This is a genomic window from Halopiger thermotolerans, assembly GCF_054654555.1.
Window position 1 is genome coordinate 320,869 of record NZ_BAAIEU010000004.1, and the last position, 13,636, is coordinate 334,504.

Below are 13,636 nucleotides of genomic sequence, written 5' to 3' on the forward strand. Positions count from 1 at the left end.
AAACAGTTCTGGTTAGAAACAATAATTACCTGAATTGTTTCTCCCATCCTATATATTTGTTCCGCAGTGTTAGGTATTAGTGACTGTAAATAAATCAAATACTAAACTATTCTATACCACTCTATGTCCTTTGGTTATACCATTTCTTATCTAACTACGTACTATTTGATTACTCTACGACTGTAACGCTCCGGTGGTCTGGTGTATTATTCCCCCGTATCGGTGATTGCTGTATGACGACAAGAAACACCAACCGAGTGACGCCGACTATCGTCACATGGAAACAGACACATTCGGACCGGACCGACTTGGAGAGTCCAGTTGTTGAATCTGCAGCAGATCAGTTGCGGGCAAAGAACACAGAGCGTGTCGATACGCATACCGTCACGCTTGCGTCGCGAGATCAGGCCGAACAGCTCTTTGACCAACTCGTTGGCACAGGTGTATTGCGACGCACACGCGTTATCATCAAATACGGCGAGTCACAGAGACAGTATACTCATTTCTCTGTTAGTGACCTGAGTACTGCTCTCGCGTACGAGCATGCAGCAGAGCAATTCCTCGAGGAAGAACTCGAGAAAGACCCAGAGGCAAGACTCTCGTACCGCGAATTGGTCGACCAATTCCAAACCTGGTACGAAAACGCTACGAACGATGATCTGCCATCTATCACGTGGGTCAACCAGGCACTAGTCGCACACGGGGTCGACATCCGGCGTACAGTTGACGGCAAGAGAGTCCACGGTTGGAGTTTCAAATAGACCCAAATAACTGATACGCTAGCCAGTTCTCAAACAGCGACTCATTGACGGGTACGATGAGTCGCCCACCCCACATCGTTATTGGCGTTGGTATAGCGTTCGTACGTTTGTTCGCTTGCGGCGGAAACTACTGCGTCCTCGAGGACCGTAAGCAGCCACGTCGCTGCTACCTTGGCGGTTGCGTGTTGAACATGACGGTCGTGTCAGCGATGACCGGCCCAACCTCATCGATTACAGCGAGAACAGCACGAAAGTTCACGACTTCAGTCGTGGGAGAAGTCAGTCTGCAGAATAGCGCTTTCCGACAGGTCAAAACACCTATGGCCTTTCGAAGGACTCACCATTGGTATGAACACTCCGGGTGAGCTATGGAACTGATCGACGAGAAGGGGAATCTCTTCGGCGTCGTCAACGTCATCGATGCACTTGTTGTTTTGCTCGTTCTTGCCGTCGGGATCGCCGGTATCGCCGTTGTTGGCGTCCTCGGTCCCGATGACAACACGGCAACCAACGAAGACGACAGACCACCGATCGAAACTCGCTACGCGACGATCGACGTCGGCACGCAGTCGTCCTCGGTTGCCGAAGCCATCACCACGGGCGACAATATGACGGGCGACATCGAAGGCGAACGCCTCACGATTACTGACGTGTACGCGGTCCCGACCTCGAGCGAGACGGCCGACGTAACTGTCCGCACTGAGGTCGACGGAACGCAGTACGAGAACGGCACGTTCGCGTTCGGCGGCAGCGAGTTCGCCAGCGGCCACAATATCTCGATCCAAACAGGAGAGTACGACGTAACCGGCTCTATCGAAACCGTCGAAGACACGACCACTGAACTACAGACCAACGAAACCGAGGTCCTGTTCGAACAGACGGTAAACCACGAGACAGCCGAAGCGATCGGAGTTGGCGATGAATCCCAACTTGGCAACGAGACGACCGCGACTATCGACACAGCATCCGTCTACCCCCTTAGTAACGGACAGTATCGCGTTGTCGCCGGGGCAACACTCGAAACCCTCGCAACCGAAGACGATCCGCGGTACGGCTCCGCACTCGTCGAGCCCGAATCGAAGATTGCGTTCTCGACGGGCGAATACAACCTCCGGCCGACGATCCGAGAGGTCGGAACGACGGACGAACCTGGTGAACCCACGACGACGACCGTCGAAATCGATCTCGAGAAACTCGGAGACCGCGAGGCCTCCCAGTTCGAACCCGGCCTAACCGAGACGGCGGGCGGTGATACGTGGGCGACGATTACGAACGTCGACCGCGAACCCGCTTCCGTCATCGTCGAAACCGAGAACGGCGAGCTACACGAACGTCAGCACCCGACCAAATACGACGTAACCCTCACCGTCGAACTGCAGACCCGCGAGACGGATCTCGGGTTGCAGTTCAAAAGCCAGTCCTTCCGGAACGGTGATACCATCTATCTCGACTTCGGCGTCACGACCGTCGAGAAACGCGCGTGGATCGTTGACTAACTATGAGCGATTCGAACGCTAACTCGATACAGCAGACACTCGAAGTCGTCGAACAGCGGCTTCGAACGGGTATCGAACGCTCCCGGCTCGCCAGCATGGCACGGACCCTCGGCCGGTACGTTCGTCACTCGTGGCTGTATCGGTGGCTCACGGCGGAGCCCGAGCCGGAGGTGATCGTCATCGATCTCCGCGAGACCTACACCGTCGGGCCGTTTATCCGCCTGCTCGATCGAATCCTTGAGCATTTCACGCGCGCGACAGCATCCTCAAGGGCAGTCGAACTCGCCAGCCGCGTCGAGAATCGATTTCGAGCCCGCCCGCTTCGGGTACTCGGTACTGCGATCCTCGGTGCAGTCGTCTTTTCCGGACTCGTCTCGCTCCTCTTCGGACAGCTCGGAATGGGCTGGTTCGTTGGTCACGCAGTCCTTATGGGACTATCCGTCCTTGGATTGCGCTCAGAACGGACGCTCGAGGACCTGACCGAAACCAGAGTTTGGGAACTTGTCATAGCCGCCTTCGAACCGCCAGAGCCTCCGACAGAGTCACAGATGGACGATCAATCGGATGGATCTGATGGGAATCCCACTAATAGAACTCGCTGAATACGCCTGGAAGTGCCGGTAATATCCCTCTGTTTGAGTCCTCCACGTTCTGACTGAGGGTGTTAGTATGGAGACCGCAATTCGTGTTTAGGTGTGATGGACGTCGTGAGGGAACTGCTGGCCGAGCGCGTGCATGGTTGATTTTCACACCCCGAGGAACCGGCTTCTTCATCCATGTATTGTCATTCTCTGAGAGCGTCGCTGAGGAGCTCAGTTGTTCCCGAGAGCCAGCACGTTGGAAGCTGCAGCCATTTGGAGAGTAAGGGCAAGTCGCCAGTCGGAAGACCGCTGGAAGGTCGTATGGTGGAACAAGAGTCTTACGAGGCGTTGATCCGGACGACGCTTTCTGGGAGTTCGAACCAGATGCGTCAGGTGAGTCGGATGTCTCCGGAACGTCGATGAGGTCTTGTACAGAGAGGAATCGTTGTGGGCGGTGCAGGTATAACACCAGTCCGGGTTCACTGGTATCTAAAGTCAACCAATTACTGTTAGTCGTGAAGGATTTTAATCCGTGACCGAAACCGAGTGACCGTTTAGAACGTCGTCCTCGGAAACGACCACTGTCTGATTCCCAACTGTGTACTCTCCTGCATACGGGACCGTCACTGTCCCCTGGCCATTGTTCCCGACAGCCACGTTGCGTTCGTAGGTGAACGACTGCTCAGACACTGAAACAGTCGTCTCGAGGGGCACGGACGAACCCGGCTCGCCGGAGACGTTGAGCGTCGCTCCAGGGACGACTGCGAACGCAGCAACGTCGTCGTCGGCGAAAAGCGCCTGATAGTGGGCGATACCATCCGTTTGGTTCCCGGCCGATCCGTATCGCTCGAACAACTGCGCTTGCGTACTGTCGGCCGGCACATCCCGTTCGACGTCAGTGAGAACGACGTAGCCGACACGGCCGTCAAAGCGATCGTACCAGCCGTCGGAATCGGACCCAGTAACGAAATCGACGTAGTTGCTTTGCGCATAGCCGTATCCTCGAGACTCTCCGTTCACGAAGTGATTGTACATTCGGTTGTCGCCCCACTCGCTCAGGACGTAGTTCGACGGATACTCCCGTTCGACCGACTCTGCATGCTCATCGATCGCCTCGAGCGCAGCGACCTGCGAGTCGTCGTAGGCCACGTCCGACGTCAGCCCGGGCACGTAGATCAGACTCACTCCGAACACCAGCAGGAAGATTCCGACAACGTACATAGCCGCGCGCCCGTCGGGAAGCGCAATCGAAGGTTCTGGTCGACCGCCATCCGAAACGACCGACGGTGCGCCCGAACGATCGGTCGGTGACGGCGCGTCGCCGCGGAACGGGACCGGTCGCCGCGCGAGGTCGACCGCGGACAGCACGTATACGAACCCGAGTCCACCGAGAATCGCGAGCGGGATCGCGAGTTGGCTGGCGAAGCGAACCTGAATCCCCGCCAACAGCAGTAGATAGCCGGTGTAGGTCCCCACGAGTAACCATCCAGGTTCGTACCGCCGATAGACGAGCCAGGCTACCCAACCCAGGACCGCCAGCCCGAGGTAGAATCCGACACCGAGTTGGTACAGCGGTCCGAAGAACACGGCGTACTTCGTCGCGAACAGCGACATCGTTTCGCTCGCCCCCTCCCGGAAGAATAGATCGTCGATACGTTGCTGTGCTGCCATCCAATCTTCCGGACGCAACTGACGGAAGGCAAATAGCCCGATAGCAGCGACTGCGCCCTCAGCGGCTACTAGTCCGCCGAGATGTAGCTCCTGCCGACGCCACAGTTCTCCGAGCCCAAACACGACGGTTCCGCCGACCAACACCATTGCAGGCGTGGCCGAGACAAAGGTTTGATGCCATCCCCAGCGGACGTGCAATGCGATCGATATCACGGATCCAAGCGCCAGCCCGGCCAGTACAGGAAGGTTTGCCTGTAGCGACGGGACGTCTTCTCGAGCGTCCATCGCCGCCCGAAGGGCAATATAGCCGGCCAGCGGAAGCAAGAGCAGCGGTGAGCCGCCCCACGCGTGCGTCCCGGCAGCGACCGAGATACCGAAGACGAAGGCAACGATCCACGTCATAGGAGAACGAAGATACTCCGAGACTACACCGCCGGTCTCGAGCCGCTGCTGAAGGTCGACTGCTAGCCGGCCGAGCGTAAGCAGCGTGACGCCGAGCCAGAAGTACTGGTGCAGCTGGTGATCAAGGAATCCCAGTTCGGTGTACACTACGTGAGTGGGCGTGACGGCAAACACGAGCACCGATGCGACTCCGACGCGGACGTCTCGAGTGAGCAGGACGGCGAGCTTGTAGAGCAACGCGCCGAGTGCAACTGACGCAATAACCGGGAGCCAGGCTGCGACCATATCGGCTGCCCACTGATCGCCGCCTAGTAACTCGGCAAGGAACCAGTTGGTCGCATGGGAAGCTGGCCGCGTCCACCCGGTATCCACTAAGACGCCGTAATCAGTCGGTCCGGACGACTCCGCCAGCAGTCGTTCCATCCAGTAGCGGAAGAAATACGGGTCGTTCCCGGGTGAGACGACGTACCCGCGCTGGAAGACGCGGTTATAGACGAGCGTTCGAGCGGCGGCGACGACGGCTAGCGCACCGAGCAGCGCCGACAGCGCCCGCAGGTCGATATCGTACTCGAACGACACCGACCGCTCGTCCGATTCGTCCGTATCGATCTCCTCGCCGGCGAGAACGGACCGGACGACCGTCGCATCTGCAACGCGATACTCACCGTTTCGTTTCTCGACGATTCCACGGGACACCAACTCGCCGAAGGTTCCAGAATCCAAGGCGACGTCGTCGAATGTCCATGTCTCAGCGTCCGCATCGACCTCGAGGACCGCATCGAGCGCCCGTTCTCCGTCCTCGTGGTCTGCGAGGAACGAAGCGGTCGCGTCCGCGACGGCACTCGAGTCGTCGTCAGTCATTGCCCATCAGGTGAGTGTGTGAACTCATCATATTTTCGTTCTAGAGAACTGCCGCCGGCGACGTCAGGCGGTAAGCAGTGCAACCCCGCCACCGCCGACGATTGCTACCCCGCCGAGACCGAAACAGACGATCCAGAACGGGATTCGCTCGACGACGCGCATCAACAACCCGATCGTCGCGTATCCGACGACGGCACTCGTCGCGATCGCCAGCGCGGCAGCGCTCGCGCTCACGCCGGGGATGCCGCCCTCGGTCACAACGGTCAGCACGCCGGCGCCCAGTCCCGCCGGAATCGAGAGCAAAAACGATAGGCGAAACGCGGACGGGGCTCGATAGGACCGAAAGAGCAACACGCTCGTGGTGACACCCGACCGTGAGATCCCAGGCAAGATCGACAACCCCTGGAACGCACCCACGATCACCGCGTCCCGGAGCGTCGGTGTCTCGCGATCCTCGAGGGCGATCGACTCGGATACCAGTTGCAGGATACCGGTCGCGACGAGCAACACGCCGATCGCGGCGATGAACAGTCCACCGCTCAGCTCGCTTACGAAATCCGCAGCTAAGATGTAGAGCGGAATACCGATCAGGCCGGTTGCGAGACAGGCCACGACGACGAACGTCGTCACCGCGTTCGCACCGGTAAACGCCGTCGACGGGCGCCACTCCGGAACGGCCTCGAGACTGTCCCTGATATCGTCGCGATAGTACAGCGCTGACGAAAGCGTCGTCCCGACTTGCAAGAACAGCGCCAACTGGAGCGCCTGATCGGGAGCGGTTCCGACGAGCGTTAAGAATAGAGAGAGATTCCCCTGTGAGGAGACGGGAAGCCACTCGACGATCCCCTGTACGATGCCGGCGAGGACGGCGATGAGAAGGTCCCAGTCAGGTGCTGAGGACACACCTATCGCCTCAACCTGAGCGTCTCGAACGAGTTCATGCATCGTCAATCAAGGAGTAGCCGAGATCGGTCGTCTGCATTTCGTCTCGAGACTCGAAGTAGTGCTATTCTCGGTTGTCAGTTCAGATTCGTCGACTCCCAGCACGCCGATAATGCCAATACTGGAAACGATGCCAGCGAGAAGCACCAAGCCGACGAACGAACGGATACCGTTGACGGCGCCGAAGAATTCCCCTTCGTCGTCGATCACGGACAACGATCACTCCAGAGAGACATACACGAGAGAGTCGGAGCAGACCACATAATCATTATCATCACGGCTATCCCGAGGTCGGCGTCCTCTCACGATCATACGTCCAACACGCATTCGCCTACGCGGTTCTTGCAGTTGGTCTCGCGTACGCACTCGCCGATGTCGAGTCTACCATCGTCTACAAGGCACTGCTGGTCGTCGTTCTCGCGACAAGCTACGGCAGTCTGATGGAATTCGGCCAGCTGTTCCGCCCCGAACGCCCGACCTCTCTCGCAGACGCCACGGTCAACCTTCTTGGTTCGACAGTTGCGCTGGCATGGTACGAATTCGAGCGTCGCGCACGGTTCGTTTCGGTCGACGAGTTTCGCCAACAGATCGAGTCAACCGAATCCGGATACCGTTAACCGACTGCTCCGTCTCCTGCCTTAGGAAGCGAAAGCGGAGCGTCCAAGTTCTAAATTCAGGAGGCCGGAGATGATGAGACGAGCACTCGAGTTGTGGTTGTCGCCGTCTTACTCACAGCTTTGATCGGTCTTCGTATCCACTATGACACACTCTACGAAGGTGAACGACGATGGCTGACCACCTTACTTACGCATGTCCTGATTGCCGACGCCGTCTTCACCGTCGCGAGTGACTCACAGGACGGTGGGCTACCATTGCGATTGCGATGATCGGTCCGCGCTTGCCCAATCTCAATCGTATTGGACTTGTGACCGTGATGGTCGTGACCGCAATGCTGCAGTCACACTCGAGAACAGTACGGCTGTCGCTACTCGAGTAGCGCTCGAAAGAAAAGCGAAATGCGGGAAGGCCGGACGGAAGTCCGGTAGTTAGTTGGCGTTAGTCCTGACGGCGCAGGGCCAGCATGGCGGCTGCGAGCAGAGCGATCGTGGCGACGGCGACGCCGAAGCCGGGCGTACCGTCAGAGCCACTGTCCTCGGAGCCACTGTCCTCGGAGCCGCTGTCCTCAGAGCCGCTGTCAGAGGAACCGCTGTCCTCGGAGCCGCTGTCAGAGGAACCGCTGTCCTCGGAGCCGCTGTCGTCAGTGCCACTGTCGTCTTTCTTCTCTTCGGCGACGGTCAGGGTACCACTGGCGGATTCGTCACCAGCAGTGACGCCCCACTCGATGTCGCCAGCCTCGGAGGTGTTGAAGGAGAAGCTCTCGCTCCACTCTTCACCGGCGCCGAGGGTTGCGTTCTCGTCGGTGACGGTTTCGCCACCGATTTCAACACCGATCGGGACTTCGCCTTCCGTGTCACCGGTGTTGGTGACGGTCACGTCGAGCGTGGCGTCCGCGCCAACCTTGACTTCCTCAGGTGCGGAGGTCTCGAGCGAGAAGTTGGGCTGACCAGCCTCGACGAGAGTAGCCTCGATCTTGTCCTGAAGCGCGTCCTTGTAGTCGCTGAACTCAGTCGAGCGCTCGGCGTGCGTGGCGGTCAGATCGAAGTTGATGCCAGCGTCGTACTCGCTGAAGTCGTAGGTGGCGGTGAACGTGCCGTCCTCAGCGACGATCGCTTCTTCGGAGTCGGTGAAGTTACCCGAGGAGCGAGCGTTCGTGTTGATCTCGCTGCCGGGGGCGACGTTGGTCGTGCCGGTCACTTCAGCGTTCTCCGAGTTGGGGACTTCCTCAGCGCTGCTGTCCCACTCGAGTTCGGGCTCTTCAACGGTGAACGAGTCCTCGATTTCGATCTCTTCGTCCTCACTGTCCACGTAGGGACTGTTTTCGCTGACCGAGTAGGTCAGGTCGTAGGACTCGCCAGCCTCGAGGCCGGCCTTCTCGTAGTTGAGTGCCAGGACGAGGTTACCGTTGTATTCGGAGACGTCAGTGTAAGTGACGTTAGCGTGGATCAGGTGATCGGCATCGGATCCAACCTGATCGGGGTTAGTGCTCCAGACCTGTGCATCGACGTTCGGGCCAGGGTCCTGCTCTTCGACAGTGATGTTAATGCTCTGGTTTCCGAGGTCTTCGCCAACGGAGTCACCGTTGCTCCAGGAATCGACCAGACCGGACTGGTCGAAGCTCTTGAGGTTCAGGAGCAGATGGTCACCGTCAGCGACGACGTCGGAGTTAGTGACCGTCGTGTCATTGAAGTTGTCGAACCCTTCAATGCTGTCGCCAGCAGGTGCGACCTGCGTCGAGACGTCACCGACTGGCGACGGTTCGTTCACGTTGAAGAACGCCGTGTCGGTCACGTCTGCGTCGTTAATGTAGTAGTTGTCCGTGGAGTCGAGCTTGGACGACGTATTGAGATCCGTGCCGGCTTCCATCTCGTACTCGTACGCGCCGAGGGGCTCGTACTGGTCGAGTGCCGAGGCGTTCACGGCCTTGTTGCTCAGCTCAATGTCGTGGTCCTCGTGCTTGGGGTGGAGCGACCACGCGTCCTTAGCACCAGTGTTGTTCGGTGCGTTGGTGTTGAACTGCAGGGTGATCTGGTTGAGATCGTCTTCGTTGATCTCGAACTCGGTTGCCGCTTGGAAGTTGTCATCCTCGACGTCGCCGATCTGGACGGCGCCACTGTCGACGTACTTCGTACTGACAGTGATGTCGATGATTTCACCCTGTTCGCCGTTAGCGTCTCCCTCGAAGGAGACTTCGGCGTCGTCCTGAATGACTTCGATCGTCGCGTTGTCTGCCGCGAGCGAGTCCGTCGTCTCGAAGTCGAACTCGTACTCGCCGGCGTCGATCTCGCTGAAGTCAGCGCCGAACTCGACCGAGTCGTCCGACGGGACGCCCGTGACGTTGAGCGTCACGACGCCGTCGTCTTCGTCAGGGTTCTTGACAGAGTCGATGTTGGAATCAGCATCGCTAAAGATCCCTGCAAGGTCACCGTCGTCAATGCCATCAGCAGAGACGTTCACCCACTGGTTCGCTCGGTCGGATTCGAGCGAGACGTTCACGCTACCTTCCTGGGTAACCGTGGAACTGGTGAACTCGGTGTTGAGATTCTCGGATTCGACCCAGAAGACCTTTTTGTCCCAGCTCGAATTTGCACCAGTTAGGTAGAGGTTGTACGGATTACCCGCTTCGAGCTTAGAGCTGTCAAAGGTAACTTCGTCTGCGTCGTTGTCAACGCGATTTTCGATAACGACGCTGTCGTCCGAATTGTAGGTCGATCCCTGACGGATCTGCAGCGAGGTAAAGGACTTGTCCTCGACCTGCAGCGTCACTTCTTGACCGATCCAGACGTCTTCATTGTTCAGTTCACCAGTGCTACCGTGATTGTACGTCGGTCCTGCGTCGCCGATGCTGTCGGGCTGCGACGGATCGTCGGCAGCACCTGCGCCTGCGAAGGCGACAGACATCGCAACGACGGAGAGGACCATAATCGCTGCCAGGAACACTGCGCGTCCCTTTTTGCGATATGAATTTCCGCTCATGTGTTGTGTTATAGTTGTGTTATCTGCGGTTTGGTTGGTTAGCGCGCGATCAGTGGAAGACGACCATTACCGGCACGTCCGACGCCTCATCGAATGCCGACTCAGCCTTCCGGGTAGGGGTATTCGGAGGAAGATGGGATTCCGTAATAAGCTTTCTGTTTAACAGGTCGTCTCGAGAATGAGTTTCAAGTAGCGATTACAGCGTAGTAAGAGCGTGTTACGCCAGAAATATAGGAAATTCTGAATTAGAACCCAGACAAAATGTTTAATACATAATACAATGGGTGTAATGTAAGGTAGAAGACTCCCGCATATGGTCCCTATACCAGCTGAGACTACGAGTTAGTAGGATACACGTCTGAACGTAAACTCAGGACCAAAAGAGCGGTCAATGACGCTAATTCGAAGATTTAGCGGCAACCGGATCAGGTGAGCTGATTGTATTCGCCGTTTCGTCGTTCATCGTCGTAGTACCGCTTTCTCCACTTCCGTCACTGCCGCTACTCTCATTAGTCGCGCTGTCGTTCTGATTTCCGAAGTCAACTTCTTCGAGATCAACGGAGACCGTGTCTCCCTTAACGACTGCCGACTCGCTAACTTCGGTCTGCCCCTGGTACTCGGTGATACCCATGCCCTGCGAACCAGGGTGTTCGACCGAGACGACGTAGTCGCTAAGCGCTTCGACGCTACTGTTCGTATAGCCGTCTTCGACGCTCAGTTCGTCGTTCGTCGCGTACGGAACGGTCAGTTCGAAGCTCCCGTCGTCGTTGACCGGTGCCTCCTGCTCATAGGTGAACGTCCGACCGGAGTTGGTCTCAAGCTCGACCGCCGCGGTCACAGTCGCGTTATCGACGATGGATTGGTCGTCGACGGTTCCGGTAATCGTCGCCCCCTCGACACGCTCGAAGGTCTTGACGGTCGACTCGAGGTGGGCGTCCCACATCGGAATCCCGAGCGACTGGTAGATCTCGTCGTTCTCGCGCGCTTCTTGGAGATCAGACTGCAACGCCGCTGTCTCGTTCCCCCAATTCGTCGGAATTTCGAACTGATCGCCGACGAACCGGTTGTACTGCGAGAGCTGAAGCGAATAGTGGGGGCCACCTGTATTTCCGAGTCGCATTCCGCCGACGAACGCGTAGTCGTCGTTCTCGTGAACGAGGCGGTAGTGCTCCATGCCGTTTGCGTCCTGGAGGTACAGCGACGCCGTCGTCGTGTTGTAGTAGTTCTCGTTCGGTCCGGCGACCTGTTGTTGCTGACCGCCGGCCTGGTACTCCTTCGTGTCGTAGTAGTGCCCGTAGCCGGGTCCGGTGAAGGCGGTCATCGCGCTGAACTTCCCGCCGGCCATCTGATCGTCAATCATCACGTATCGGACGTCTTCGCCACTGTCGTTGCCGCTGGCAGCCATCTGCTCGAGATGCTCGTTGGACTCGTCATTGGGCGATTCACCCGCGGCGATCGCGTCAAGTACCAACTCAGCTCGCTCCTCGGAGGTCGCCGTCAGGAAGGCTGCCGAGGACGTTGCATGTTGTTGGAATGGATTCGAGTGGGGAATCCGTTCACCCTGGGTCGTGATCAGGTGACCGTAGTCCCACCACGAGATCACGCCGTACGCACCCTCGGGGTAGTTGTAATCACTGTCCTCCGGATACTCGTAGGTGCCGTAGTAGTCGAGTTGGCCAGAGTTATTTGCATCGCCCCAGTTACCTGGCTCGGGCGTATTCCCTTCGAGCCAGTGGTTCGCTTCCTGCCACGTCATCGCGTCGCTGTTCGGTCCAACAGATTCGGCGCTCCCCCACGCGGTTGCCGTTGCGATCGGCGGCAGCAGCGGTGCGAACAGTAGGAGTACGACAATGGCGACGGTCAGAATCTGGTAGGTTTGGAGTTGTCTGACCGACTCGAGGCGCTTCGTGAGATCGAGATCGAAGAGCTGGACGACCTCCGCGACGAATGCAGCGTTCACGACGGCGATCGCGAGCACGAGGTAGTACGAGAACCGGACCTGCGACGCTGCCATACTGATCAAGAACAGCGACCAGACGATAACGAGCGTATGCTCAGCGCGGAATTTGCGACCGAACAACGGCCGAACCGCGAGGAAGACGAGACCGATGAGCATCGTGTAGAAGGCGCTCCCGGCCTCAGAGAAGACGTGATTGAAGTAATTGTCCGGTGGTTGGACCTCCTGAACGGTCAGTGCAGATTCGGAAGCACCGAAGGGAAGGAGCCGTCCTGTGAGGTTTCCAACGAGCGTACTGTAGAGTTCGGGCAGTACGAGCCACATCAATGCCAGCGCACCAGCGCCGATTCCGACGATAGCGACAGGGTAGTATCGGCGATCGATGTTTCGATTGTTCCACTCTCGGGCGAGCCAGGCCATGAAAAGACAACCAACTGCGACCGAGAGAGCAAGAAGGGGTTGAAGGTAGCTGAAATCAGTCGTCCCAAATCCTGGTCGCTCAATCAGTATCGCCGTCACGATCGTAGTTACGCCGAGACTCACTGCACCGACGAACGCGATGTGATCGGGTGATACACCGCGGAGGTAGTCGAGACAGAGTTGCACGGCGAAGAAGGCGCCGAAGATACCGATTAGGACGACACCTGCCGGCCAAACCCACACGTAGAGCGCGAGGGCAAGTCCTGCGAGGGCGCTGTACAAGGCGGGCGTTCGAAGCGCTTGCCAGTCTTTGTCCGCGACTAGTTCGTAGATCGGTTTCTCCCGTTCGCCGACGGTGAGTGCGACCATCATTGCGAGGACTGCGATCGCCATGAAGAGCGCCTCGCCGATATGGTGGTCAAGCTGGCCGACAGTCGACCGCGAGAGGAACTGTCCGCGGGAAAGCGCGAGAATGAGGATCGAGATGATACCACCTAGCGTCCCGCCGAGACGCCGTCCCATGTAGAAGACGGGGATTGCGACGAGCGCCGCCATGATCGGTATCGCGAGCAGCGAAACCGTATACAGCGTCTGGGTGGACGGATCACCGAATCCGACGATCATCGCTGCCGTGACGATGAGCTGGTCGAAGAGCGTCCCGAACTGGCCGACGTATTTCCCTTCTGGGAAGCCGGTCCAGACTTCGTACGGCATCGTATGTGGATAATTTTCTGCGGTCCACTGGATTGCTCGCCAATGATACCACGAGTCGATTCCTGACAGCGCAGGTGTCCCATCGCCGGTGGTGAATCGATCGAACGACTGGGTCCGCAACCAGAACATAAACAGCATCACGGCCCCGATTACGGGAAGGTGATACCAGCTTCGCCACGTCGCGAGGATGGAGGACGTATCGGACTCCTCCTCGACGTGTTCGGTATCCGTGCTCAT

9 protein-coding genes are annotated in these 13,636 nt (G+C 58.0%); 4 read left to right on the forward strand and 5 right to left on the reverse strand.

Going from position 1 to position 13,636, the window contains the following annotated elements; translation table 11 throughout:
• Positions 1 to 233 precede the first annotated feature (233 nt).
• From ACYQ26_RS09285 to ACYQ26_RS09295, 3 genes are all read left to right on the forward strand, one after another.
• A complete protein-coding gene (locus ACYQ26_RS09285) occupies positions 234 to 761 on the forward strand; it encodes a hypothetical protein (protein ID WP_459808615.1) in 528 nt (175 codons plus the stop codon).
• 368 nt (positions 762 to 1,129) lie between these two features.
• Positions 1,130 to 2,257: a DUF4330 family protein gene (locus ACYQ26_RS09290; RefSeq protein WP_459808616.1), complete on the forward strand. Its 1,128-nt coding sequence runs from the start codon at positions 1,130 to 1,132 to the stop codon at positions 2,255 to 2,257.
• A 2-nt stretch (positions 2,258 to 2,259) separates the two neighbouring features.
• Positions 2,260 to 2,859, forward strand: coding sequence for a hypothetical protein (locus ACYQ26_RS09295; protein ID WP_459808617.1), 600 nt, complete (start codon positions 2,260 to 2,262; stop codon positions 2,857 to 2,859).
• 504 nt (positions 2,860 to 3,363) lie between these two features.
• Here the strand turns inward: ACYQ26_RS09295 and ACYQ26_RS09300 are convergent.
• The 3 genes from ACYQ26_RS09300 to ACYQ26_RS09310 form a co-directional block, all read right to left on the reverse strand.
• Positions 3,364 to 5,772 (reverse strand): MFS transporter, encoded by a 2,409-nt coding sequence (locus tag ACYQ26_RS09300; RefSeq protein WP_459808618.1) that lies wholly within the window; start codon positions 5,770 to 5,772, stop codon positions 3,364 to 3,366.
• 63 nt (positions 5,773 to 5,835) lie between these two features.
• Positions 5,836 to 6,675, reverse strand: coding sequence for an undecaprenyl-diphosphate phosphatase (locus ACYQ26_RS09305; RefSeq protein ID WP_459808619.1), 840 nt, complete (start codon positions 6,673 to 6,675; stop codon positions 5,836 to 5,838).
• A 48-nt stretch (positions 6,676 to 6,723) separates the two neighbouring features.
• Positions 6,724 to 6,924, reverse strand: coding sequence for a hypothetical protein (locus ACYQ26_RS09310; protein WP_459808620.1), 201 nt, complete (start codon positions 6,922 to 6,924; stop codon positions 6,724 to 6,726).
• An 8-nt stretch (positions 6,925 to 6,932) separates the two neighbouring features.
• Here ACYQ26_RS09310 and ACYQ26_RS09315 point away from each other — a divergent pair, with 8 nt between their 5' ends.
• On the forward strand, positions 6,933 to 7,331 hold the full coding sequence (locus tag ACYQ26_RS09315) for a VanZ family protein (RefSeq protein WP_459810735.1): 399 nt from the start codon (positions 6,933 to 6,935) through the stop codon (positions 7,329 to 7,331).
• A 439-nt stretch (positions 7,332 to 7,770) separates the two neighbouring features.
• Here the strand turns inward: ACYQ26_RS09315 and ACYQ26_RS09320 are convergent, their stop codons facing one another.
• Together ACYQ26_RS09320 and ACYQ26_RS09325 are read right to left on the reverse strand one after the other, a co-directional pair.
• Positions 7,771 to 10,308 (reverse strand): BGTF surface domain-containing protein, encoded by a 2,538-nt coding sequence (locus tag ACYQ26_RS09320; RefSeq protein ID WP_459808621.1) that lies wholly within the window; start codon positions 10,306 to 10,308, stop codon positions 7,771 to 7,773.
• 397 nt (positions 10,309 to 10,705) lie between these two features.
• Positions 10,706 to 13,636: an oligosaccharyl transferase, archaeosortase A system-associated gene (locus tag ACYQ26_RS09325; RefSeq protein WP_459808622.1), complete on the reverse strand. Its 2,931-nt coding sequence runs from the start codon at positions 13,634 to 13,636 to the stop codon at positions 10,706 to 10,708.

What these genes read in the sequence shown, in the direction of transcription:
- ACYQ26_RS09285 (WP_459808615.1), top strand. Translation starts at nt 234, where the DNA reads ATGACGACAAGAAACACCAACCGAGTGACGCCGACTATCGTCACATGG.
- ACYQ26_RS09290 (WP_459808616.1), top strand. Translation starts at nt 1,130, where the DNA reads ATGGAACTGATCGACGAGAAGGGGAATCTCTTCGGCGTCGTCAACGTC.
- ACYQ26_RS09295 (WP_459808617.1), top strand. Translation starts at nt 2,260, where the DNA reads ATGAGCGATTCGAACGCTAACTCGATACAGCAGACACTCGAAGTCGTC.
- ACYQ26_RS09300 (WP_459808618.1), bottom strand. Translation starts at nt 5,772, where the DNA reads ATGACTGACGACGACTCGAGTGCCGTCGCGGACGCGACCGCTTCGTTC.
- ACYQ26_RS09320 (WP_459808621.1), bottom strand. Translation starts at nt 10,308, where the DNA reads ATGAGCGGAAATTCATATCGCAAAAAGGGACGCGCAGTGTTCCTGGCA.
- ACYQ26_RS09325 (WP_459808622.1), bottom strand. Translation starts at nt 13,636, where the DNA reads ATGAGCACGGATACCGAACACGTCGAGGAGGAGTCCGATACGTCCTCC.